This is a genomic window from Pseudoalteromonas sp. N1230-9, from assembly GCF_032716425.1.
Taxonomy (GTDB): Bacteria; Pseudomonadota; Gammaproteobacteria; order Enterobacterales; family Alteromonadaceae; genus Pseudoalteromonas.
On record NZ_CP090419.1, the window covers coordinates 1,089,319 to 1,113,544 of the forward strand.

The following is a 24,226-nucleotide window of genomic DNA, read 5'->3' on the forward strand; positions in this document are numbered from 1 at the left end:
ACGGCCAGACTTTATTCAAATTTGCTTTATATTCAGTGTCATCACTTTTGTTTTTTATAACCAATAGCATGCCAAGTTGCTTGTTAAAATTCATCTTTACTTAGCCTACAAACAACGTGCTGAATACGATAAAAGGCAGCAGAGAAAATGTTTGCTTTTTACCACTGGCAAAACCGTTGGGCAATACGAATATTTGATTGTGCGTTCTTTAAATGCGTTAACTGAAGTAAACATAAAGCGGTAAAGTGACTGCGTTTAATCAGCTGGTGGCGATCAAAGCGCATAATCTCATACCACAGCTTAAAGAGCTCATTAAAACGCATCAAGTTCTTATTGTTTAATTGCCATTGTGATTGATAGTCTACCTTGATCGGGCAGGGAACGTGCCCTGGATAGGCTTGCCATGGTGCAAGCATTGCGCGGGGATAGCTGGTTTTTAACCAACGCTGATAAAAGCCATGTCTACGTACATACTCCACTGGTACTGCAAGAGGGTACTGTAATACTTTCCACGAATAAAATGGATGGAAGAACTCCATTTTAAATTCGCATACTTTTTCGTTTGGAATGCTCAAATGATGGTGTTGATCATTGAGCAGTAAAAATAGCTGAAATGCTTTTACGAGAGGGAGCTCTGCTAATGGTTTAAAGCTGAGCTTCAAGTTATCAATAAGCTTTTGTTGCAATTGATTGGCGTTATGCACAACAGATTTTGGTAAATAAGCATATTGCTGCTCCAAATATGCTTGAATTAGCTTATCCAGGTCGTTTTCTTTTGCTGCTGCATATATGTTATCACCATAAAAAACAGCACCTAGGCCAACACTGCCGCCATTACCAGACCAACTTATCTGTGGCCTTGAAACGGTTTTATAGTCATTATGTTTAGCTTTGCGCCAATGTTTACCAAGGCGCTGTTCAACGGATAGTTTTTGCGTGTCGTGCACTTGGATCACTTCAAGTTCAAGTGCGTTTTGAGATGCATATTGTTTCGCGCAATAGAGATCTTGGCTATCTGATTTGGAAAAATTAAACGACTTTAACTGTACGCCTTGACGTAGTAATTCACAATTTATGAGCCGTGAATCAAGGCCACCAGAGAGGGTGCTCAGTACTTTTTTGTCAGTGTATATCGCTTTTGATACGACACTTTGAAATGCCTGCGTAACGCCTGCAATAGCATCGGGGATGGGCATATCTTGTTTAGCAAGCATCACCCAATCAAAGTATTTCTGTTTTATCACACCATGTAGTGCATCAAAACGTAGAATTTCACCAGGGTATGAGCACTTAACATTTTTATAAGGAGTGTGATCAAGTAACGGGTAACCCAGTACTGCAAGTTCTGTGAGCGCTTCGGCATCGCTCTCAAGTTTAATGCTTAACTGTTTAAATAAATTTAAATTGGTAGAGAAAAATAAGCCACATTCAGTTTTTAATGTGTAAAAAGGTTTTAAACCAAGGGGATCAGTGGCGAGCACTAACGTACCTAACTGGCTGTTAAACTGGCAAAAACTGAATACTCCTTCACACTGCTGCAAGCACGTGCTGAGTGATGTTGTTTTTGCCATAGTCTGTAAATCATCACTACGAGAGCTTGTTAGTAATGGGTGACCAATTAGCGTTGCAATTTGCGACTCAGTTTGCAACCAACTTGCTTGTTGGTAAGCATCAAAGTCATATTGAAAAATAGCGCCATTATCACAATCATAGCGATGAACATCAGCTTTTCTATACTGATTAAAAACAGTAGCTAGTTGATTTATATAATGAAGTTCTTTTTTACTAAGAGTATTAAATTGGATATAACCTGCGATAACAGCCATGTTAACCACCTTTCGTTTATTAGCTTAATAGGAAAGTTGCAAAGCACAGGCCAAAACGAAGAAAGGCCTTTCACTACAAGGCCTTTGGGTAACATTACAAAAGCAAATCAGCGATTGCGTAGTTGTTGGTTGATTTCATCAAAAATGCTCGCATCATCAATGGTTGAGGGAATTTGCAGCTCTTCACCATCGACCAATTGGCGCAAGTTCTTTCTGAGTATTTTTCCAGAGCGGGTTTTTGGTAGGCGTTCAACGTGCAAAATATTCTTTAAACAAGCAATGGCTCCTATTTGATGCCTAACCGAATGAATAAGCGCTTGCTCCACCTCTTTGCTGTCGCCCAAATAGTCATCTTTTAGTACAATCATTGCCATTGGCAGTTGGCCTTTTAATGTATCGTTAACGCCAAAAACGGCACATTCGGCTACAGCAGGGTGGGCTGCAACAATCTCTTCCATTTCTCCGGTTGATAAACGATGCCCTGCCACGTTAATAACATCGTCCGTGCGCCCCATAATGAATAAGTAACCGTCATCATCGATGTAGCCGCCATCACCAGATAAGTAATAGCCTGGATACTCACTTAAATAACCCACTTTAAAGCGCTCATTATTTTGCCAAATAGTGGGTAAGCAGCCAGGGGGTAAAGGCAGCTTTATCACAACAGCCCCATTTTCGTTCGGCGCACAACGCTCGCCATTCATATCTAAAATTTGTACATCAAAGCCAGGGGTCGGCACCGTCGAGCTTCCAGGCTTTGTAGCAAGCTGTTCTATACCAATAGGATTACAAGCAATAGCCCAGCCCGTTTCAGTTTGCCACCAGTGATCAAGTATCGGTAATCCGGTGTGTTCTTGAAGCCATTCGTAGGTGGGTGGATCGAGCCGTTCACCCGCTAGAAATAAACGCTTCAATGACGACGTGTCGTACTTTTTAAAGCCTTCTGCGTTAGGATCTTCTTTTTTTATTGCTCTAAATGCTGTTGGGGCACTAAAAAGTGCTGTGACATTATATTCGGCAACAACTCGCCAAAAGGCGCTGGCGTCAGGTGTTCTAATGGGTTTACCTTCGTACAACACCGTTGTACAACGATAAATTAATGGGGCATAGACTATATATGAATGACCTACTACCCAGCCGATATCTGATGCAGCCCAAAAAACCTCACCAGGCTTCATGCCATACACAGTTTCCATGCTGTAATGCATAGCTACCGCATGACCGCCATTTTCTCTAACAACGCCTTTTGGTGTACCTGTTGTGCCAGAGGTATAAAGAATATAAAGGGGATCGTCCCCATTCACTGCAACAGGTTGAGCTTGAGGTACATTTTCACTTGCAGATTGCCAATCAATATCACGGCCATCTTGCATTGTCGCAATAGCTTGTTCACGTTGAAACACAATGCAGTGTTCGACTGGGTGTTTTGCATTGTCTAATGCTTCATCGAGCAGAGGTTTGTATTCAATGACGTGATTAATTTCAACGCCGCAAGAGGCCGTAAGCACCAGCTTTGGCTTCGCGTCGTCAATACGTACAGCAAGTTCATGTGGAGCAAAGCCGCCAAACACCACAGAATGTATTGCACCAAGTCGTGCGCAGGCTAGCATACCAATCACTGCCTGTGGGATCATGGGCATATAAATAACGACTCGATCGCCTTTTGTCACGCCAAGGGATTGCATGAGACCCGCAAATTGAGCCACTTGAGTTTGTAACTCGCCATAACTGTATTGTTGTTTAGTATTGGTAACAGGGGAGTCGTAAATAAGCGCAGTTTGCTCTGCAAATCCAGCCTCGACGTGCTGGTCAAGGGCTAAGTAACAGGTATTCAGCTTGCCGTCGGCAAACCAATGATAAAAATCGTTTTTGTCATATTGATACGGTTCAGTGGGTGCATTAAACCATGGGATCCGTTTACTTTGCTCAAGCCAAAATTGGCCTGGGTCGCGCTGAAATAGTGTATAGTGTTGTTTATATTCGCCCGCCATGGTGAGGCTCCTATATTTTTAGTGAGAGATGTTTACAACATGTTAAAAATATAGGGCGGTTTTTGATTAAATAATATGCGACCTTGGTCGGCAGTAATTCAATGCAGAGTATTAAATACTACTCTTTCGCTGAGGCTTTACTGCGTGGTGCGCCAAGTAAAATCCCGATGTGACAAATACATACGGACAAAAACGCACTTAACCCTAATGCTCCACCATAGCCATCTAGTAGTGGCACTAAATACTCAAATAATATTGAAAAAAGCAATGCCGAGATAGCGAGTGTAAAAATTCCAAAGCGTTTTGGGGCACTCATACCAATAAACGTACCGCCAAAAAAAGCAATGCTATACAGCTCAACATCTGGTGTAATAAAGTACAGTACACAATATGCAATAATTGATAATGATGCAGACGCTCTAATACCGTCAAAGCGATTATGATGAGCTAACAAGTAGGTTGCAAATGCGGCCAGCACAACAAGTAATATGATGACTAAGTTCATGCAACAACTCCTTTAGCTAACATGTAAAGCGCAACACTGGCAAACGCTATACTACCTAATCGCCCACCAAAGCCAGCAAATAGGTTCATGGTTAAAATGTATAAGCATGCACCTAAAAATGAAATAAGCCCAAGCTCCCAATAATTTGCAACTAAGTTTGAAGAGCACATACCCGCGAAACTACCCGCATAAATAGCTGAGTAAGGGTGGGATTTAAAATACCTTGGAAAAGGAATAAAGGTACCCAGTAAACCAGCCCCTGCCGCTGCAATAACAATCGGTACGTTAAACTTGTCGTGCAATATAAAGCTTAAAAAGCAGCCACAAAAGAAACAAATATACTTAACTAAAAAAAAACTAAAATGAGAGGACAAGGTATGAATATAAAGTTTAGAGGATTGTCGAAAGTGCGGCTTGAGCGGTTTCATACTTACTTTTAGGTAGTTATAAAGGCGTTAATTTTCACATTTTATACTCATAAAGTACAATGTGAAAAAGCGCAGTCAATTGGCAGTGCTCAATTTGCGCTTAGCCGTGATTATTTTTAAGCAGGCGCGAGAGCAACGCGCCTGCTTAAATGATTACTTATGATATTGCTTGAACCACGCAAGCGTGTATTCAATTTTTGAAATCATACGTGAAGGGCGACCTGCAATACCATGAGGTGAACCTGGTACACGAATAAGCACGGTATCTACTTTTTGTAGTTTTAGTGCTTGATAGAATTGCTCTGATTCTGAAATAGGTGTGCGGCGGTCTTCTTCACCTGTCATGATAAGTGATGGCGTGGTCACGTTACCCACTAATGAAAGCGGTGAACGTTTCCAATAGTGCTCAACATTGTCCCAAGGCATACCCGGAAATTGGTTGCGAATTTGGCCAATATAGCTGTCGGCAGTCAGGGTTTTACTTAACCAGTTGATCACCGGTTTAGTAATCGCCGCAGCATTAAAGCGGTTTGTTAAACCAACTGCATAAGCCGTTGCAATACCACCCGCTGAACCACCAGCAATAAACAGGTTATTTTTATCAATAAAGCCCTTTTCAATCATCGCATCAACCGCTGAGTTATGATCGGCAAAGTCTTCCTCTGAGCTGTATTTACCATCAAGTAATAACGCAAAGTCTTTACCATAACTTGTTGAGCCACGGTAGTTTACATACACAACTACGTAACCTTCTGCGGCATAGCGTTGTAACTCAGCGGTAAAACTTGGGCCATACGCAAGGTGTGGGCCGCCGTGAATTTCAACCATTAGTGGGTATTGTTTGTTTTCATTAAAATCAGGAGGGGTGATATACCAACCTTGGATTGCTTGGCCATCGAACTGAGACTTAACATTCAACTCGTGTACTTTACCGAGCTTTTTATGGCCTAATACATCTTCATTTAATGACGTAAGAGTTTTGCTTTTACCTTTGTAAAGGTAACCTAGATCAGCAGGGCGGTATTCACTGCCTGTTGTAAAAGCAACGGCCCCATTATTTGCCATGCTAAAACTACCACTAATATATGGGCGGCCAATTGATGTACCCGAGAGCGTGTCTGTTAAGTCAGTGACTTTGCCGCGAGTAGAAACCTTAGCCAATTTACGCTTACCAAAGTCATCATACTGAATGACAAAATCGCCATCTCCAGACCACTTATAGTCTGCAACTGAGCGGTCTAGCTCTTTGGTAATATGATTAACAGACTTATCGTCTAAATCAAGCATTGAAAGGGTTGAGTTAATGTAAGGCACAGGGGCATTGTCGCGAGCGATAAATGCAAGCTCGTCGCCATCTTCACTATAATGAGGATTGGTTTCTCGCCCTGGTTGGTCGGTTAGCTGAGTTAATTCAGCTGTTTTGATATTAATTTCGTAAAGATCAGACTCGGTGGTACGGTATTCCCATTCACTATTTCGATCTGCTGAAAACGCGAGTTTTGTATTATCAGGGCTCCATGCGAGTGGACCTCGATGTTGATAGTCTCCAGAGGTTAATTGACGAGGTGTGCCGCCCGATACAGGGATAACAAATACATGACGGTAGGCAGGCTCAAGCATACCCGCACCATCCGCTTGATAACGTGCTTTCTCGATTACTTTTACAGGTTTTGACCAGTCTGCGCCTTTTGGTTTTTTAGGAAGTTTGACCGATTTAGCAAAGGCTGTTTTGCCTTCAGGGATGTTCATCGTAAAGGCGATTTGCTCTGAGTCATGAGACCAAGTTAAATTGCCAACTGATTTTGGAAGCTGAGTTAAGAGGGCTTGTTTGTCTTGCGCTAACCAATAAACATGTAATTGATTAGAACCACTTACATTGCTGGTAAAAGCAATTTTTTTGCTATCCGGTGACCAAGTCGGTTGGCTGTAACTGTGTTCATCAGCGAAAAGAGGTGTGTGCTGACCTGATTTTAGATCGTATAGCCAAAAGCTACGTTTATTACCATCTTTCATGATGTCGTAGCCGCTGCGTACGTAGACAATTTTTTTCCCATCAGGACTAATTTGTGGGTCGCCAGCGTACTCTAATTGAAAGATATCCTCAGAAACAAACTTGTCGTTTGCATAAACATGGGCCGTATTCGCAGCGCATAGCAAGCTGACCCCGATTATCATTGTTTTTTTAAATTGCATGGTATGGTCTTTTTTATTTAGAAAATTTCATCCTAGAAGTAGACCTTTATTCACGCAAGCTCAATGAGATAAAGTAGCATTAACCAAAGGTGAAAAATCCATCCCAGCGCGCATCTAAACGTTGCTTTGCTGTTTTTAAATCAACCGCTTGATATAAACCGTGAGTTTCTTCAACAAGGTTGAGCTTGACGAGTTTGCTAAGTGCATCGTCAATTTCAAAGTCGAGTTGGCATTGCTGAGTGCTGTAAAACCATGCTTCAATGCGTTGATCTAATTGGGCAGAGCTAATTGCTTCATCTGCTTTGAGTAAAAACGTATAAGCGAGCAGGGCTTCTTTTACATCTTCCTCTTCGGCTGCATCTACTAAGGTATGAAAGACGCCCGCATTATTATCGAGATTTTTAAAATATAAGTTATCTGCCAAGGCTTTCATAAAGCGAATTTTACGGTTTTTAAACTTGCTCCATTCCTTAAAAATAAAGCTGCCAAATACACCCATACCAATGGCAAAAGTAATAAAGTGCTGTTGGCTCATGTGGACTTCTTCGCTGCGCCAGCCTCCCCAAAAAGCAATCATGGCAATTAACAGTAAAATAGATGCACCTAATTTAGTAACCAATACCACAGTTCCGCCTACCAAAGCTGAAGAGCCAATAATAAGTTTATCGATAGGGCGCATTTTCACTTCGCTATTTGGAAATAGCATTTCCAAGTCAGCTTTAGGAACATTCTGAAATAGCTTAACAATGGTTGATCTAGGCTCAAAACCCATAGGCTTTTTGCCCTTCTCTAAAAAATACTGTTCATCTTTAAAGCGAATGAATATGGCAACACGATCGTAATTAGTAAACTGAACTTGCTTTTTTCTTAAGCCCCACCAAGTACGTAACGTTTCTGTTTTTTGAGATTCTCCACGGCGATAAAACACCACTTCGGCAAAGTCATCAAACTCCACAGCTAAACGTACTTTAAAAAGCGACTCTTCATTAAGTGCTTCTTGTAAGTCCTGATTGGTGATGGTTTCATAATTTGCTGCATTAAGCACAGTGGCAAACTGTTGCGCGAATTTAGCTTGGTGCGCTTTACGTGTTTTATCGTCAATCGGGTTTAACAAACGTGTGTCTGCATTGGGATCAAACGGGGCATAATTATTTTTTAATGACTCTAATAGGTCATGGTATTGGTAATGAATAACACTTTGCAAAATAGTCGAAAATTCAGCGAATGACTGATGATCCTCTTCATTTAGATAGGCTTGGCACAGGGAGATAATGTCGTATTTACGAAAAGGAATAAAGCGAGCGTTCGTCATTACTAAATAGCGTGTTATTAAATATGCTTGGCATCATAAAAAAATAATCACGTAAATGCGATATTTTAAACTGAATAAGGCTTAATTTGGGACGTTGGAGTGTTAATCGAATTTGATAGTCGCTTAGAACTCCAGTACGTAAATTACAACAGATAGGTGGTAGTTTATTAGGCAAAACTATGACTTTATTGCCAAACCTTAAAATTCGACGAACACTCCGTATCCCAGCGTATGGCTTCTTCAATTTTAATGCTTTCGTTGATAATTTAGTTAATCCTCGCTGTAATCAAGGCTTTTTTGTCCTTGGGTTATGTTTATTTCAAATGGAGTAAAGTGCCATTGTAAGTATATGTTAACCACGAAGCCAAAATCGCTTGGCCCACAGGGTTGAGTTCTTTAAACCATTTGATAAGGTTATCTGGAACTAAATCTTCAAGGCTTTCATTTTTATGTAATAGGCTCCCAGCTAAACTATCAGAAAAATTTAATAAATGTCCGAGAGTCTGTTCACATTTGATTTTTCTCTTAATAACTTTTTTCTCTATTCCATTTTCAGCTAAGATTCTTTCCACTTCAGAGACTAAACTTTTTCCATTAAACTCAATGGGATCTACCAATATATAAGCTACATATTTCCAATCAATACACTCAGTTGAACTTGAAAACTCTAAACCTTGAGAGCCTTTATTAGGGTAATGAACTTTATCTTTTTCAATAAAAAAATCAGCCAAAGTTGAGAGGGGGATATCATGTTCATTTGGATTGTATTTTTGTTGGCTAACACTCACTTTTGTTACTTTAACATCATCAAGTTCACTCAATACTTTCTCAGAAAGGACGATATTGATAGGGCCAAATGCATTAGGAACGCTGTTTGCAAATTGACCAAAGCGGGCGCCTAAGTCAGTAAAGTTTCCAAAAGTTCTATCCCAGCAGCCTAGTTTGATGTCCTTAGGATCTGAAAAAAAACGTGTGAAGTATGGATTAGCTCTTGATAAACGCTCTCTTGAAAGAACCCCACCTTTTTTTGCATACGTTTTAAAGTCATTCAAAGATATTGCGTGGTATAGCTTTGTATTTAAATCTGAAATACTCAATACTTACTCCTTTAAGTTCTACAGTTTGTTAATGTAAAGTTCCGATAAGTCTCTGTTTTACCTGAGTAGATGACGAGGCTTGTTAATAGTTTTGTTTATGTATGTTAAAAGTTATCAGCATTTTTTATTAATGACAATTAGATTATGGTCTGTAGTGGGTTAGAATAAGGATAGGTGTTAATTAACTTAACTCTCTAAGCTAAGACAGCTGTGCCACAAGCAATATCCTATAAGAGCTAAGCACATCCCTTTAAGCTCATTGGTTCTACTTTAGGTAATTTAAATCATCCTGAAGGATTGCTTTTAGATTAATTACTCCATTCCAAATACTGTTTTTCTCTGAAGATTATTGCAATTTTCTGTACTTATTTTGGCTCTTTGTTACTGTTTTACTCACTTGCCGTCATGGTGGTTGTGCTTGATGAAAAAAACAATGATACCTGTAGAGGACGGTGTTAACTCCCCACCGGCTTCTAAACGATTAAAACAATGCTTTATTAGCTTATTCATTATCACCTTGTTGGGTGTAGTTGTTGGTTATTTGTCGATTTACAATCATCTAGAGGCAGATATTTACATAAATGGCGTACTGTCGGATGTCATCAATTTATTCATTCTGATTTTTATCTTTTCTTTTGTGCAAACCTCGGTAGTTGTCAAAGTCAGCTATCTATTTTTAAGCAGTGGTATATTTCTATGGAGTGTCGGGTTAACGTTTGATTTTTTAGATGAGTTTGTTTATCAGCCTAAGTGGATAGGTATTTACGTTGAAGACATGTTTAGAACAATTGGCATGCTTATTACGGGAGCAGGGCTTTTTTTGGCGCTATCAGATTTATCTAAAGCACATAAAAAGTTAGCTGATGAACTAAAAACAGATGTACTAACCAAGGCTTATAACCGCCGCTATTTCTACCACTTTATGCAGCAAAATCAAATAAAAAAGCATAGTCTAGCAATAGTGGATATTGACCACTTTAAAGCAATTAACGATCAATACGGGCATGATGTGGGCGATCAAGTGTTAATTGATTTTGTTGATAGGTGCCAGCAGAAGCTGGATCCTGCGATTTTGTTTGCCCGTATCGGTGGTGAGGAGTTCGCACTCTATATACCAACAGATGATGTGCTACAGCTAAGGAAAATATGTGAACAATTGCTGTGCTTAGCAAGTAATGTGATGGTTACACCTAATAAAGCATTAAGTGTAAGTGTAGGCTCCGCAATCAAGCGTCACGCAGAGACTTTTGGCTGTACGATGAAGCGTGCCGACCAAGCGTTATATAAGGCTAAAAATGAAGGGCGAGGACGCTATAACCACACTCCGTAAGGGACGGTTAAGGATTTTTGCTGTACGCTAAAATGAATACGACTCTTAAGGATAGATGATGGCAATAGGAAAAAAGCTTAAGCAAAAAACACGGCAGTTTGTTGATTCTAAACATATGCTTAAATCGATTACGGTAGCATCCTTTTTAGAGTCAACCATAGTGCCCATCCCGTTAGAAGCGGTGCTTGTTCCTTTAATGCAAGCGCGCCGTGAAAAACTCTGGCTTATTGCGCTAATGGCGACTGTTGGTTGTATTATTGGTGCAGTATTTGGCTATGCCTTGGGTTATTATTTGTTTGATATTGTTGGTGATTGGGTCATAAATACCTTCTCGAATCCAGAGCAGTTCGAACAAGTGAAGCAAAAAATGCAGTCACAAGGTTTTTGGTTTGTTTTAACGTTAGGTATTGTGCCCATTCCGTTTCAGATTGCGATGCTCGCTGCTGGAGCCACGAAATACTCCATTGTATTGTTTTTATTAGCGACGGTTATTGCCCGCTCAATACGGTATTTTGCTTTAGCTGCCGTAGTATATTATGCGGGTAATCAAGCTGAACGTATTATTCAAAAGCATAAAACCAAGGCGCTTGTAGGTATCTCTATTCTGGTCTTGCTGCTTTGGTGGTTAAGTACACTGATTTAATCCCTACCGCTTGATTTGCTACGGGTGATAGAAAAAAGGTGCTGAGTGACCTCAGCACCTTCCTATTAATTATTTAAGTGCTTTTTTCACTTCACGCCAGTCAATAATTTTAAAGTTTTGCGGCGCTTGTGGCATTCGGTTATACCCATCTTGCACTATGAGTACACCTTCAGGGTAACCAGGTAAAGATGCAGGTGTAACGGTTAAGCCATCAGTTTCTGATACACCGTCAATGGTTTGTTCAAGGTTATTGCTTATTGCAAATTTACCCGCAAATTCAAGGCTAGGTGTACTGCCATCAATTATTTTATAGAGCACATATGTATAGTCACCTTGGCTAGAAACCACTAAATAACGGGCATCTTTAGCGTGGTAGATTTCCATGCCTTCGATATCATCCACCAGTATATCGTTTACGGTTTGTAGCATGACAGGTTTACTGCCAGCGTTTGGCTCAGCACCTATAAACCAAATACCTTCATCTTCTTCGCCTAAGAATAATTCTGCGGTTGTATCATCAGCACTACAACCCTCAGGTTGGCTTGGAACACTAAATTCACGTACTAGTTGTGCTGATACGCCCTCATTATTACCAGTTAGTTTATATTGTTGAAAAAGCCCCGATTTATCATTCATAAACACATAGTTGCCAGTGTTTGATGAATACATACACATACCGTAAATTTCTTTTAGAGTAGTTGGCAGCTCAGCTAAGTGTTGTACTTTATTTCGTTTATCAACGGTATACACACTAATACTGTTATAAGTACGATTACTGCCTGTGATCCACGTATTTGTAGAGTTATCAATGCTTGAATGTTGGCGTACATCTACATTATTTAATCGGCCTGTTTCCAATGCTTGTAATTCTTTTCCTGCAAGATCGTACACCATCAAGCCACGACGTTTATCAGTACCCAGAATTAAGCTGTTAGCTGCATTATTAGGGTTAACCCAAATAGCAGGATCATCGGCGGCATCACCAAAAGCACGCACTGCATCGGTTTGTGCTTGTGCATGGATATAAGTAATAGCCGTTGTTTTAGCCTTGTTTTGCTGCTCTGGCAGGGCGTCGATTTGCCCTTTAAGATAATGACCTGATTCATCATCGTAAAGCACGATATCGGCTTGATTGCTGTTAAAGCGTATTGCAGCAGATTCAATTGCAAGTTCATCTGCAAATTGCCAGTTGTTAAAGCGCTTTGTTTTGCTCTCAAGGCGGTGCAATTGGTTATTTTCTGAGGTCGTGAACCATAAGCTACCGTCACTTGTTGTTGTTAAACCGCCGACCTCAGGGGCTAAAGTGCCGAATGGTGCCATCATAGCAAGGGGTTTTTTATCGGCACGAGATTCGGCATCAGCGTTAATTTGCCAAATGCCTACTTCGCCTTCACTTACATAAAGGGTTTTACTGTTATCATCAACCGCACAGCCTGATGTTTCACTAACCCCTGCAAATTCGCGCAATTCAATATTTAATGAGCGCTTATTTTCAATATCAAATACTAAGGTTTCACGAATAAGACCACGAGCGTCTGCTACAAACGCCGACACAGCTTGAGTCGTTGGGTTTGCAAATAAGCACACTGCCTCTGGTTTTGCTTTTGGTGGTGTAATACGGCTAATTTCAGTTAACTGCCATTTCGGTGTTTTTTGTAAGCTAAAAATAACCGCTTGGTCGGCTTCGTTATCAATACTTGCAACGAGGTAGTTATTATTATTGATTGATTTAACAGATAAGGCTTCAAAATTCCCTTTTTTAAGAATATGCGTAGCGCCTTTCGCATCTATCAGTTGTAAACCTTGGCTTTGTGAACTTAATAGCCAAGCGTCATCAGCAATGGCTGCTGCTTGTGAGCCTTGCATATTTTCAGTTGTGCCAAAGGTAGTTAATTGGTTTTTAACTGGTGCCTCGGTTGCCGTTGTTTGGCTACAGGCTGCGAGGGTGCTTAGTAATATTGCACTGGCAACAAGGTTTAGTGGTTTTGTAAAATTCATGGGATCCCCAATTATAAAACAAGGCAGCAATGAGCTGCCTTAATAACTCTTTGTGTATTAAAACGCGTAGCGCAGCATTAACTGAATGACTGGGCCTGCTTCTTCAGATTCCAGTTCATACTCGTCAAAGTCGCGGTTGATTTGGTCATCAACGGTGTCGAACTTGTTAAAGCTCTCGTCTTTGCTTGCATCTAGTAGGTTTGAACCCACTAAACGAAGCGTGACGTCTTGCCAGCGTTTTTCTACGAATACTTCAAGGTCTGCGCCGTAGTGTGTAGTCACTTCTTCACCCACGATACGACCATAAGCATCACCTTGTTTACGGTAAGTTGCACCGAATGAAGCGCCTAAATCAGGTAGGTCTTGAATAAAACCAACGTTAAATACATAGTCAGATTGGTCGTTAAATTTACGGCTACCAAAGGCGTCATCTACTTCTGAATCAAGCCATGAATAGTTAAAAAACACCCCAGTGTTTGGCATGCTAAGGGCCGAAAGAGGCGTTGATAAGTCAAGTTCAACCCCTTTCACAGTACCATCACCTGTGTTACGTGGTTGTAATATATAGGTGCCTTCGCCTTCTGAACCTTCTACGCCAGTATTCGCAATTTCAATAAGGTCCGAAACATCACGGTAGAATACATTGAGTCCCACTACGCCGCTTTTGCCTAAGCGATACTCATATCCTAGGTCCATACCCCACGATGATTCTGGCTGAAGGTCTGGGTTACCTAAAAAGTCGTTATCGCCTAATTCTTTTTCAAGTAGAGCAGGGGTGATGTAATCAAAGTCTGGGCGGCGTAAGCTGCGTGCAACAGACGCACTTACACGGCCGTTTTCAGAAACGTTGTAGCGTAAATGAGCTGACGGTAAGAAAAAGTCGTAGTCATTGTCTGCGGTTACACCTTCAGTTTTATCGGTAATGTTTGAGTCGGTTGATTCATAACGCACACCCATTTCCCATGAGAAATCTTGATCTTCATGTTTTATCAATGCAAATACATCTACGCGGTCTTCTTTTAGTGTATTTACACCGCCAGCCGCTGCTTCAAACTCGTTGTTAAAGCCTGCCAGTGACAGTGGTGTTTTGCTGAACTGATCCCAGCTTGCAAAGTTTTGTTCGCTTTCCCCTTCGGCTTGATAAACCGCTGTATCACGTTCTTTACCTTGTAAGAACGCGCCAAATTGAATGGTTTTATTTTCACCCGCAAATAGGCTGTGTTGCCATTGCAATGACCACTCTTTATCGTCAATATCAACGGTTTCTTCCTCTTCTTCGAATACCATAGGAAGTTCAGAGGTATCAATTTCTACTTCTTGCTCGTACACAGACTCTTCAAAGCGTGCAAAGCCTAACTTGAATTTACTGGTGCCACCAAAGAGTGGTAGCTCATAGCCTGAGTTGATGTTGTAGTTGGTTTGATCAATATAAGACACATTGGCATTGTCGGTTTCAAGATTACCCCCTTCAATAATCGAATTGCTGGTGGCAGTTGGGTCATCGTATTCAAATGAACGTTCATCTTCTGTTCGGTCGGTATCAACCCAAATAGCGCTTATATCGAATTTACTACCATTATCAAAGGCGATTTCGTAGCTGGCATTGAGTGATGTATCGTCACCGTCGCGGGTGTCGGTTTGATCTTCTCGGTTATCAAACTCTTCCGTTTGATAATTGGCGTTATTTTCAGGGCTGTCGCCATAGCGTCGGCTTGATTTTTGTTTTGGGTTATAACGGCCTTGTAAGTTTGCACCAAGTAATAAGCGGCCACCTACAAACTCAGTACCGTAAACGCCTGCAAAGCTTTCTTTTAATTCGCCATCGTCATAACGTAGGCCACCCGCACGCAAATAACCGCCATCTAAACTGTAGCCATCACGAAGAACGATGTTAAGTGTACCTGCAATCGCATCGGCTGAGCGGTTTGCACTTGATGCACGAATAATTTCTACACGCTCAATTAGCTCAGCAGGAATGCGGTCAACAAAAAATGAGCGGTCTGCACCTGCGCCTGGCACTTCTTCGCCATTAATAAGCACCTTAGTATAAGCAGGGCTCAGGCCTCGCATACGTGCTCCGTCTGACTCTAAAACGTCAGACAAAAACGTCACACTCGGTACACGCTTCAATGCGTCACCTGCGGTAAGTGGTTCAAAGCGCTGGAAGTATTCTTGCGAATACTCAAGTGTGGGGGCAAGTTCTTGTGAACGGTTGCGATAACCAATTTCACCATACACAACAAGCTCTTCAGAGACTTTTACTTTTTTCTCATCTGTCGTTTGTGCATCTTGTGCATAGGCACCGAATTGACATAAGGCGAGGGCGCTGACTAACGCCTTCGTTTTAAATTGTTTCATGGGTTTGCTCCTGGTTGTCCTTGGTTTTGAGAGCAAACTACCCAGCTTAAATGACGCAAATGTGACAAAAAATCGCTAACAGCCAGTAAAAACAAGCAATTAGAGGTGTTTTAAAAGCATTTTGAGCTGCAATCACCCCATTCAATTAAAGTAAATACAACGCTTAAAGGGTTTAAAAGGGGAGCATTGTCGTTTTGCTGTCACATCATTGAGCTAATATGACCCTGCTGCTTTAAATGCTAACGGGTTAGCATGGCAGTGTGATTTATTGTTAGGTATAGAGAATGCGATTTAACCCTTTTACTCATCATCGATTGTTAACCAATGTTGTGATTGCCCTGTTTGTAATTGCATTTTTGCTAAGCGCACAAGCAGGGGAGTTAAAACCACTTGCCGATATTGCATGGTTAGATATTTTAGGTGAAGGTGGCATTGTGTTGATGACACTGACATGGATTGCAGCACTGCTTATTTCAAGGCCTCCCAGTAAAGTCACCACTTTTTTAGTTTTAGGGCTTGGGCTTTTTATGTTTTCAGCCTCTTTGGATTTATTTGATGAGTGGTTACATCAACCAACCAACACTTGGCTAACATGGATCGAATCTTTACCTGCCCCCATAGGGATGATTTTTACAAGCATTGGGCTATATCAATGGCACAAGGAGCAATATGTATTAAATCGCCAACTAAAACGTCGTGAAGCAATGCATCGCGAGCATGAGTTAGTGTGCTCGATAACAGGACTTTACAAAGCCAATTATTTACAAAACGTACTGAAAGACCAATTAACTGTGCCACAACCTTTGCAGTTGGCGGCAATTGATATTCGAGACTTTTCAAACTTTAATGCTGAATTTGGCTTTATGGAAGGCGATCGCTTATTGAGCGAGGTAAGTGAACTGGTGTTAATGAACTGTCGCTTGAGTGATGTTGTATGCCGCTATGCAGGCGACTGTTTTATGGTGTTGATGCCAAATACAACTGAGCAGCAAGGCAAAGAGCTGGTAACGCAAATAGTCGCTGCACTGACACATTGTGCTTTTAAAGTTGAAGGCGCTAAACAGGCTAAGTTTCAACATGTTTCGTCTGCTTTGGTGAGCCGAAAACAAGATGATTCAGCGCACAGTTTGAGCGCTCGCTTGCATACCCAGTTACAACAACAAAAACAACAAAGAGTGAGTCATAGTGAAGCCGTATCTTAATCAAGATGACAAATACCTAACTGCACAGGGGCTTATTACCACGCTAGTAGAGCTTGCTTTGAGTCGTGGAGTGGAGCTTCATAAATTACTTAGAGGCACAGGGGTGTTTGAGCAAGATTTAATGAGTGTGCAACATCAGTTTAGTATTTCACAGCAAGTACGTTTGCTGGCTCAATTTAAGGTCTTGATGAAATCCGCGGACAGTGGGTTTTTGCTTGGCAGCCAGCTTGCTAACGATACCTCCGTTGCCGCCCAAGGCGTACTGCAAAGCCCAAGTATTGGTAAGGCACTTAAGCAATTGCACACGCTGCGTATGCAATTGGCTCCGTTATTGTTTAGCTATAGTTATCTACATAATGAGCAATATCATATTGTGCTGCAAAACGCTGTCGGCCTTGATGATGAAATGAGCCAATATGTTATGGAAATTTACAGTGCAGCGTTTTATCAAACCCTTAAAAAAGTAGCGGGCGAGCGCATTCATTGCCACTTTGATTTTGCTTATAAACGTGCCAGACATAGCCAAGAATACGAGCAACATCTAGGATTAAAAGTCGCGTTTGAAAAGCCAATAACACAATGGATATTTAATAAAGAAGTATTGCGAATGGAAAACCCTGCTTTTAGTAGTTTTCGTTTTTCGCAAATTAACTCACAGCTTGCAGCATACAATTATGCCAATACAACGTTTGTCGAGGCTGTAGGGCGATTAATTTATCAAAATCCTGCTCTTAACTTAGATCAAGTGGCTCATGTTTTTGCCATGAGTTCAGCAACCTTCAAACGCAAACTCAAAGCGCATAATGTGCGTTTTTCAGCATTGTATGATGAGCAAAGTAAGCGCAAAGCGATTTACCTACTTGCCATGCGTAAGCAATGCAATGAGCAAGTGGCTATGCGCTTATCGTTTTACGATATAGCAAACTTTAGGCGTGCGTTTAAACGCTGGACGGGGATCACCCCAAGCCAATTAAAAATTTAGTTAAAAAATAAATTTATTGAGTAGCAGTTATTTTTATAAAGCTAGGTTAGACTGTTGTTATTGATGTATTTAACCGAGTTTGCAGATGATTGAATACCCTGTTGACCAACTTCCGCAGCTCATTGATGAGCTATTACAGTGTGATACCACCACGCGTAAAAACAAGTTACTTGCTGATGCCAAAGAAAAACTCTCTACAGAGCATCTTTCGCTTTTATTTGAAGCCTTACCTAAAGAGCAACGTTTAGAGATATGGCAGCTACTTGATGAAGATACACAACACGAAATTTTCATTAATTTAGGTGGTGATAGTTGTCGTTGGCTATTACAAAGCTTAGATGAAGCTGAGGGTTTCAAGTTACTTGATGAAGTCAGTGTTGAAGAGTTACTTGAACTTGAAGAAATCATTCCTGAGCGGTTTGTTGATTATGCCCGTCGCCAACTCGATGAAGTTCAAACAAAACAATATGAGTTAGCACAACAATATAATCCAGAACAATTAGGTCACTGGTTAGATTTTGATGCCTTAAAAGTGTCGGAAAAGCTCACCGTAGCAGGTGCCCGTAAGATTTTTCAAAAAGGATTACCGCAATATACCGAAGTTATTTATTTAGTGAGCCGCAAGGGCACATTGATCGGTGAAGTGGCAATCAATACTCTATTTAAAGCCAACGATAACGACAGCTTACTTGATTACGCGAACCTTGATGTGTCGGCTTTGCATGCGGATGATGACCTATACGAAGCTGCTGAAGTGGTTATTCATAGCGAAAAAATGGCCATGCCGGTGGTGAATGCCGACAACAAACTGCTAGGCCGCTTATCAGTGTCATCGGCGTATGAATTGCGCCAAGAAGTAACCGACGAAGCCGCTGCTAAAGCCGGTGGTCTTCGTGAAGACGAAGATCTGTTTTCAAGTGTAACAAAGTCTGCAAAAAACCGCGGTATTTGGTTGGGTATTAACTTGGCTACTGCGTTTTTAGCCTCTTGGTTTATCGGCTTATTTGGCGCGACCATTGAGCAGGTTGTAGCACTTGCGGTATTGATGCCTGTGGTTGCGTCGATGGGCGGAATTGCAGGAAGCCAAACGTTAACGGTTATTGTGCGCGGTTTAGCACTAGGTCAGGTGACAGACTCTAACCGCAGAGCATTATTGAAAAAAGAGCTTAGAGTGGGGGCATTAAATGGGTGTGTATGGGCGTTTGTAATTGGTGTGCTCACTTACTTCTGGTTTAACGACGGCATGCTGAGTTTAACAATTACGATTGCCATACTATTAAACTTAGTTGCTGCATCACTATCAGGTGTAGTGATCCCGTCTATTTTGGATAAACTTAAAATAGATCCCGCACTTTCGGGCTCAGTTATTTTGACTACAGTTACTGATATTGTCGGCTTTGTCACTTTCCTTGGTTTGGGTAGCTTACTGCTACTTTAGCGTCAAAAATAAACAAGAAGCCTTTATAAAGGCTTCCTGTTTAATTACATTTGTAACAATAAATTAAAAAATCACTGTCAAAATTAATTCTTTTTTGTTACTTTTTATGTGTGTGCTCACTGAGAAAGTAGTGAATGAAAAATAGATTAATGCTGTTATTACTCGGCTTGTTGCCTTTTCAGAGCAGTGCTTCTGAAAACTTCAGTGACCATGAGGTCTATTGCGCGCAGCAAAAGCAATTAAGTTGCCTAGACTATATCAGCCTACAACTCAAAAACAGTGAACATCATTCAGACCGTTGGTATGAAATTAAGTCGTATCAGTTTGATTATTATTATGATCAAATGGACTTTCTTACCTTAAAAGAACATACCGAACCTTTCATTCAACTAACTGAACTGCCTCAAGTATTTCAAGTTCAGGTGTACTTTTATTATGCTAAATCAATGCACTACCTCGGGGAGCATGATGTCGCTCAAAAGTACGCAACTAAAGCGTTTGAAAAGCTACAGGCTATTTTTGACTCGTTTGGTAATCCAATGCGCATGGTTGAATTGGCAAATTTACAGCATGTATTTGGTAATAAAGAAACGGCTTTACAAATTCTTGATAAAGCCGAGCGTCGATTTGGTAAGAGCAAAGACCCTATTTTTCATTTTGAGTTGTCATCAAACAAAGCCCATGTATTTCATTCTTTGGGTGATTTAGAGAGTGCTTTGATCAGTAGAGAGGCCGCAGTTGACTGGATTTTAAAGACCAGTCATGCTCGTAAAATAACCCTTGCACTAGGGAACTTGGCACGTACTCATCAATTATTAGAGCATTACTCAAAAGCGGCGCATTATTATCAACAAGCACTTGAGCATATGAGTGAATCGACTGATCAACTTATTCTCGCTATCTATAAGTTACGTTTAGCTGAGCTAAACTGGCAAGCAGGTAATCATGAGCAAGCTGTTAAGTGGTTTAAGCAAGTGCATAAAGACGATATTCGTCAAACGCATACCGCTCTTTATACACAGCTTAAAAGTGCGCTTTAGATAGAGTAAAAGCAGCCTGATTTTTCAGCTTCGCCTGGCGCTAAAATTTGCAAATGAGTCGATTCACCCTGCTGCATCATAGGTTTCATAGCCTCATCAAATAACTTAGCCGCTTTTTCCATCTGTTTAGCTTGCTCATTTAACGCTTTAAAGTCGGCATCATGAGAAGCAATGAGCGAATCAAGTTTATGAGTTAATGCATCTTGCTCTTTTAATAAATCTTTGTTGATTCTTAGGTGGTTTTCATCTTCTACCACGGCCTTTTCTGTAATTGCTTCTATTTGCTGTGAATATTCTGTGACTTGCTGCTCCATATCAGTGAGGGGCAGCTCCAGTGACTCAAGCTTTTGTTGCTCACGCTTTAATTGTTGATAGGCGGCGATTTGCTCGTTGTTTAACGTGCCTTCATGCACTTTTTTACAGTCCTTAAAGGTGATAACACGGTAGTTGTTATCGTCAATTGTTGTGCTAGCGTTAGAAAGACCAATACAGGCAGTGGTGGCTGCGGCTAATAGAGCTGATGCTGTGATGCGTACTAAATTCATAATGCTGTCCTTAATGGGTTGCGTTATTAAGTTAGTCGCAGCAAGTGTGAAAAAAGTTGGTTAAATTTTAAATTTATAGCCAACACCATAAATTGACTCAATATAATGATTTTGAGGATCTGCAACCGTGAGCTTCTTACGTAGGTTTTTAATGTGAGAGTCAATACTGCGCTCATAGCTTTCAAAGTACTTACCTTGTGTTAGCGTGAGTAGGTCTTGTCGTGAGAATACCTTGTTGGGTGATGCGATTAAAATTTTCAATAAACTAAACTCATTGATGGTCAGTTTTAGTTCTTCATCTTTTACTAGCACTTTATGTTCACTTGGGTTTAAAACAATTGTGCCTGCTTGAAAAGTGCTGCGGGTGTTAGTCGGCATACGGCGGCGTTTTAAAATTGCTTTCACTCTTGCCATCAGCTCTTTTGGTTTAAAAGGTTTAGTTACGTAGTCGTCTGCACCTACATCAAAGCCAATTAAATGATCAATTTCTTCTACGCGAGCGGTAAGCATTATTATGGGGACATCGCTGGTTTGTCTTATTTTACTGCAAAGCTCAATACCATTAACGCCAGGAAGCATAATGTCTAAAATAATAAGGTCAGGATTAAGTTCGTTTACTGCATTGAGAACCAAGTTACCGTCGTGTATTAAACTTGTTTGATAGCCTTCAAGGTACAGGTATTTTTCGAGAAGTTCGGCAATTTTAACTTCATCTTCAATTATTAGTATGTGCTGCTTAGCTTGGTTTTCTGACATATTATTACGCCTCTAGAAGCGGTAGTTTTAGCGTTATACACAGACCGCCAAGGCGGCTTTTAGTTGCATTTATTTGACCTCGGTGGGCGAGAACTATTTTTTGACATATTGCTAAACCAAGGCCAAAACCACCTGTTTTGCGGTTACGTGAGCTATCTGTTTTAAATAGTCGATCAAATAGCTTGTCAAGAGCATCATCAGGTACCCCAGGGCCTGAATCCTCGATAGATAAAAATACATGTTGTGTGGTTATGATTAGATCTAGCCACACGGTTTCGTGCTCGTCGGTATAGCGTAAATTATTTTCTAAAATATTTTGTAGTACTTGAGTCAGACGGTTTTGATCAGCGTTGATCATGACTGCTTGCTCAGGAAAAGTGGCATTGAGTGTGAGGTTCTTTGTTTGAAACTTTAGTTCATATTTACGAGCCAATGAAGCCGTTAATGCTTTAAAGTCTATAGCTTGCATTTGGTAACTAAAGCTGTGTCTGTCTAGTGTGCTCACCTTGTGTAAATCATTCACCAACCGACTCAATAAAGCGACCTCTTCTTGTAGTGAGGTAATGGCTTTTTGATTTGGTTCGATAATACCGTCATTAATGGCTTCGAGTTCGCCTTCTAAAATGGTTAGCGGTGTACGTAATTCATGTGAGATATCCATAATCCACTGGCTTTGTTGAGATTCAAAGCGTCTTAACTCTGTAGCAATACGATTAAAATCATCGGCAAGCGTGGCAAATTCATCACTAGTTTTAATACTGATTTTAGTATCAAACTTACGTTCGGCAAGCGAATTTGCAGCTTGCTTAAGCTGACCAATTGGATTCGTAAAGTGACGTGCAAGTAAGTAACTAAACAATAGCGAAAGTAGTAATCCAATGCCTGCAGCCCATATACTTATATTTATTTGAGTATTTAGATAATGCTTAGTGAGTGCACTAAGGTGACTTCGATTGGCATGTAATTGTAGTTTAGCGACCAGTTTTCCGTCTAAGTTGATCGCTTGCTCATTTATAATCTCGGTTGTGATGTTTTGGCCAATTAATGTATTGCCATTTGCATCCACTAAAGTTAGTCGTTTTTCAAAAGGAATAAAATTGTCGGCCATGGGGTCACTATGTGGCGGAGGCCTCATACCTTCAAAGCTGGGAGGCTCACCCAATGGGGGGGGCTTATTAAATTCATTCGGGGGTGGTCTGTTGTTCGCCATCTCAGAGGGCGGCATTTTTCCATTAGGAGTGACACCTGCATTAATGGGCATGGTTGGCGAAAACAGTAAGCGGCTTGAATGAAAATTGCGATTTATTAGCTCATACCACAGTGCTTTTGAATCGATAAACATGCCAATGGAACCCGTTTGTTGGTACTGCTGGTTAATTTCTGTAGCAATACGGTGAAAGGCTTCGTTATCTATATCTGCAAAGACATTATTAAGCATGCGCTTGTTAGCCAAGGCATTTAAACCAAACATAGTGAGTACAAGTAGTACAATAATGATTAGGTTAGCAATAAATAATTTGTGAATTAACTTCATAGTTCTGAAAAAACAATACGGACAATGTTCACTATAATGCAGCAGCTTCTATGATGTCTATTTTATGGCATATTGTTCATACACACTCTATAGAAACACCATCATTTCTCCACATTATCTCTACATTTGTTCATTAAACTTTGTATCGTTTTCGCAATGTTGGCAAAGAGGTAGATGATGAAATTAAAACCAGAACTATATTCGCGCAGAAAAATGCTTAAAACTTTGGGAGTATCTGTTGCAGCTGTGCCTATGCTTGCGTTTTTAGGGTGTAATTCAGATGGCATGGGATCAGTGCCTACGGCTGACTCTAATACCGACACTGATACAGGCTCAAACGACACATCAACGCCCACGAATGACAGTGACTATGTTGCTGGCACCACGGCACTCATTACCGAAGATTTTCCGGATGATAGTCTTTTTGCTACGGCTTCCTCTTGTGTTGTGGCGCTAACTAAAGCAACAACCGAGGGACCCTGTTATTTTCAAGCTGATTCAGATGAGGATATTTCTCAGGGGTTAACTGGTCTGCCTATGATGCTTTGTTTACAGCTTATTGATAGTGACTGTAACCCGCTTGCTAATCATGAAATTTCGGTATGGCATTGTGATACGCGTGGTATTTATTCTGCAGATACAAGTAGCAGTTCAGATAGCGGCCGTTTTGCTGGTGACTTTTGTACCGGAGGAGATCAAGAAGCTGAGCTCAGCACTTGGTATAGAGGTTCATTAATTACTGATAGTAGTGGTCGAGTAAACTTTAAAACGCACTTTCCAGGCTGGTACTCTGGCCGAACAATTCATATTCATTTTAAAGTGACAAACAATAATATGGACTCGGTTATAAGCCAATTTTGTTTTAGTGATGAGTTTGCTAAAGAAATTTGTACAACCCATAGTGAATATAAATCTCGTGGTGAACAAGATACGACACTTGCAAGTAACGACAATGTATTTGGTCGTGATTATGAACAATTTATTATGAATACGGCAAAAAATAGTGATGGCACGTTATTGGCGTACCATACTATTCAAATAAGTTAAT

The 24,226-nt window shown here is 40.7% G+C and carries 19 protein-coding genes; 7 read left to right on the forward strand and 12 right to left on the reverse strand.

The genetic code is table 11. The features are described 5' to 3' along the window. Positions 1–158 precede the first annotated feature (158 nt). From LY624_RS05125 to LY624_RS05155, 7 genes are all read right to left on the reverse strand, one after another. The gene (locus tag LY624_RS05125; protein WP_341804031.1) at positions 159–1,826 is read right to left on the reverse strand and encodes an asparagine synthase-related protein; all 1,668 of its coding nucleotides are present in this window, start codon (positions 1,824–1,826) and stop codon (positions 159–161) included. 107 nt (positions 1,827–1,933) lie between these two features. After that, complete coding sequence (locus LY624_RS05130) at positions 1,934–3,817, reverse strand: acetate--CoA ligase (protein ID WP_341804032.1); 1,884 nt, start codon at positions 3,815–3,817, stop codon at positions 1,934–1,936. Between the two features lie 118 nt (positions 3,818–3,935). Then, positions 3,936–4,322 (reverse strand): hypothetical protein, encoded by a 387-nt coding sequence (locus LY624_RS05135; RefSeq protein WP_237119526.1) that lies wholly within the window; start codon positions 4,320–4,322, stop codon positions 3,936–3,938. Continuing rightward, positions 4,319–4,624, reverse strand: a complete 306-nt coding sequence (locus tag LY624_RS05140) for a hypothetical protein (protein ID WP_130151168.1) — start codon at positions 4,622–4,624, stop codon at positions 4,319–4,321. Before LY624_RS05140 ends, LY624_RS05135 begins: the two co-directional genes overlap by 4 nt. A gap of 279 nt (positions 4,625–4,903) precedes the next feature. Next, positions 4,904–6,943: a S9 family peptidase gene (locus LY624_RS05145; protein ID WP_341804033.1), complete on the reverse strand. Its 2,040-nt coding sequence runs from the start codon at positions 6,941–6,943 to the stop codon at positions 4,904–4,906. A gap of 79 nt (positions 6,944–7,022) precedes the next feature. Further along, a complete protein-coding gene (locus LY624_RS05150; RefSeq protein WP_341804034.1) occupies positions 7,023–8,255 on the reverse strand; it encodes a TMEM143 family protein in 1,233 nt (410 codons plus the stop codon). A 314-nt stretch (positions 8,256–8,569) separates the two neighbouring features. Further along, on the reverse strand, positions 8,570–9,352 hold the full coding sequence (locus tag LY624_RS05155) for a hypothetical protein (RefSeq protein ID WP_341804035.1): 783 nt from the start codon (positions 9,350–9,352) through the stop codon (positions 8,570–8,572). 421 nt (positions 9,353–9,773) lie between these two features. Between LY624_RS05155 and LY624_RS05160 the strand changes: the two genes are divergently transcribed. After that, positions 9,774–10,682 carry a GGDEF domain-containing protein gene (locus LY624_RS05160; RefSeq protein ID WP_341804036.1) on the forward strand — a complete coding sequence of 303 codons (909 nt, stop codon included), beginning with the start codon at positions 9,774–9,776 and terminating at the stop codon, positions 10,680–10,682. Between the two features lie 58 nt (positions 10,683–10,740). Next, the gene (locus LY624_RS05165; protein ID WP_130151173.1) at positions 10,741–11,325 is read left to right on the forward strand and encodes a YqaA family protein; all 585 of its coding nucleotides are present in this window, start codon (positions 10,741–10,743) and stop codon (positions 11,323–11,325) included. A gap of 69 nt (positions 11,326–11,394) precedes the next feature. On the opposite strand, the gene LY624_RS05170 is transcribed toward LY624_RS05165, so the two are convergent. Together LY624_RS05170 and LY624_RS05175 are read right to left on the reverse strand one after the other, a co-directional pair. After that, on the reverse strand, positions 11,395–13,323 hold the full coding sequence (locus LY624_RS05170; protein ID WP_341804038.1) for a phytase: 1,929 nt from the start codon (positions 13,321–13,323) through the stop codon (positions 11,395–11,397). Between the two features lie 57 nt (positions 13,324–13,380). Further along, positions 13,381–15,681: a TonB-dependent receptor plug domain-containing protein gene (locus tag LY624_RS05175; RefSeq protein WP_341804039.1), complete on the reverse strand. Its 2,301-nt coding sequence runs from the start codon at positions 15,679–15,681 to the stop codon at positions 13,381–13,383. 284 nt (positions 15,682–15,965) lie between these two features. Here LY624_RS05175 and LY624_RS05180 point away from each other — a divergent pair, with 284 nt between their 5' ends. The 4 genes from LY624_RS05180 to LY624_RS05195 all read left to right on the forward strand — a co-directional run bounded on the left by LY624_RS05180 (position 15,966) and on the right by LY624_RS05195 (position 20,343). Continuing rightward, on the forward strand, positions 15,966–16,883 hold the full coding sequence (locus tag LY624_RS05180; protein ID WP_341804040.1) for a GGDEF domain-containing protein: 918 nt from the start codon (positions 15,966–15,968) through the stop codon (positions 16,881–16,883). After that, a complete protein-coding gene (locus tag LY624_RS05185) occupies positions 16,867–17,865 on the forward strand; it encodes an AraC family transcriptional regulator (RefSeq protein ID WP_341804041.1) in 999 nt (332 codons plus the stop codon). Before LY624_RS05180 ends, LY624_RS05185 begins: the two co-directional genes overlap by 17 nt. A gap of 85 nt (positions 17,866–17,950) precedes the next feature. Next, entirely contained in the window at positions 17,951–19,303 is a 1,353-nt protein-coding gene (locus LY624_RS05190; RefSeq protein ID WP_237119516.1) for a magnesium transporter, read from the forward strand. A 134-nt stretch (positions 19,304–19,437) separates the two neighbouring features. Further along, positions 19,438–20,343: a tetratricopeptide repeat protein gene (locus tag LY624_RS05195; protein ID WP_341804042.1), complete on the forward strand. Its 906-nt coding sequence runs from the start codon at positions 19,438–19,440 to the stop codon at positions 20,341–20,343. Here LY624_RS05195 and LY624_RS05200 read toward each other — a convergent pair. The 3 genes from LY624_RS05200 to LY624_RS05210 are packed head-to-tail and all read right to left on the reverse strand — an operon-like array spanning position 20,340 to position 23,178. After that, on the reverse strand, positions 20,340–20,888 hold the full coding sequence (locus LY624_RS05200; RefSeq protein ID WP_341804043.1) for a hypothetical protein: 549 nt from the start codon (positions 20,886–20,888) through the stop codon (positions 20,340–20,342). The genes LY624_RS05195 and LY624_RS05200 overlap by 4 nt on opposite strands. Before the next feature lie 60 nt (positions 20,889–20,948). Further along, complete coding sequence (locus tag LY624_RS05205) at positions 20,949–21,644, reverse strand: response regulator transcription factor (RefSeq protein ID WP_130151181.1); 696 nt, start codon at positions 21,642–21,644, stop codon at positions 20,949–20,951. Between the two features lie 4 nt (positions 21,645–21,648). Continuing rightward, positions 21,649–23,178, reverse strand: a complete 1,530-nt coding sequence (locus LY624_RS05210) for an ATP-binding protein (RefSeq protein ID WP_341804044.1) — start codon at positions 23,176–23,178, stop codon at positions 21,649–21,651. A gap of 174 nt (positions 23,179–23,352) precedes the next feature. Between LY624_RS05210 and LY624_RS05215 the strand changes: the two genes are divergently transcribed. Further along, entirely contained in the window at positions 23,353–24,225 is an 873-nt protein-coding gene (locus LY624_RS05215; RefSeq protein ID WP_130151183.1) for a dioxygenase family protein, read from the forward strand. Position 24,226: the final 1 nt, after the last annotated feature.

Excerpts from the sequence above, each read along its gene's own strand:
- LY624_RS05160 (WP_341804036.1), top strand. The coding sequence starts at position 9,774 with ATGAAAAAAACAATGATACCTGTAGAGGACGGTGTTAACTCCCCACCG.
- LY624_RS05200 (WP_341804043.1), bottom strand. The coding sequence starts at position 20,888 with ATGAATTTAGTACGCATCACAGCATCAGCTCTATTAGCCGCAGCCACC.
- LY624_RS05175 (WP_341804039.1), bottom strand. The coding sequence starts at position 15,681 with ATGAAACAATTTAAAACGAAGGCGTTAGTCAGCGCCCTCGCCTTATGT.
- LY624_RS05170 (WP_341804038.1), bottom strand. The coding sequence starts at position 13,323 with ATGAATTTTACAAAACCACTAAACCTTGTTGCCAGTGCAATATTACTA.
- LY624_RS05125 (WP_341804031.1), bottom strand. The coding sequence starts at position 1,826 with ATGGCTGTTATCGCAGGTTATATCCAATTTAATACTCTTAGTAAAAAA.
- LY624_RS05145 (WP_341804033.1), bottom strand. The coding sequence starts at position 6,943 with ATGCAATTTAAAAAAACAATGATAATCGGGGTCAGCTTGCTATGCGCT.
- LY624_RS05215 (WP_130151183.1), top strand. The coding sequence starts at position 23,353 with ATGATGAAATTAAAACCAGAACTATATTCGCGCAGAAAAATGCTTAAA.
- LY624_RS05165 (WP_130151173.1), top strand. The coding sequence starts at position 10,741 with ATGGCAATAGGAAAAAAGCTTAAGCAAAAAACACGGCAGTTTGTTGAT.
- LY624_RS05180 (WP_341804040.1), top strand. The coding sequence starts at position 15,966 with ATGCGATTTAACCCTTTTACTCATCATCGATTGTTAACCAATGTTGTG.
- LY624_RS05130 (WP_341804032.1), bottom strand. The coding sequence starts at position 3,817 with ATGGCGGGCGAATATAAACAACACTATACACTATTTCAGCGCGACCCA.
- LY624_RS05210 (WP_341804044.1), bottom strand. The coding sequence starts at position 23,178 with ATGAAGTTAATTCACAAATTATTTATTGCTAACCTAATCATTATTGTA.
- LY624_RS05190 (WP_237119516.1), top strand. The coding sequence starts at position 17,951 with ATGATTGAATACCCTGTTGACCAACTTCCGCAGCTCATTGATGAGCTA.
- LY624_RS05205 (WP_130151181.1), bottom strand. The coding sequence starts at position 21,644 with ATGTCAGAAAACCAAGCTAAGCAGCACATACTAATAATTGAAGATGAA.
- LY624_RS05135 (WP_237119526.1), bottom strand. The coding sequence starts at position 4,322 with ATGAACTTAGTCATCATATTACTTGTTGTGCTGGCCGCATTTGCAACC.
- LY624_RS05150 (WP_341804034.1), bottom strand. The coding sequence starts at position 8,255 with ATGACGAACGCTCGCTTTATTCCTTTTCGTAAATACGACATTATCTCC.
- LY624_RS05195 (WP_341804042.1), top strand. The coding sequence starts at position 19,438 with ATGAAAAATAGATTAATGCTGTTATTACTCGGCTTGTTGCCTTTTCAG.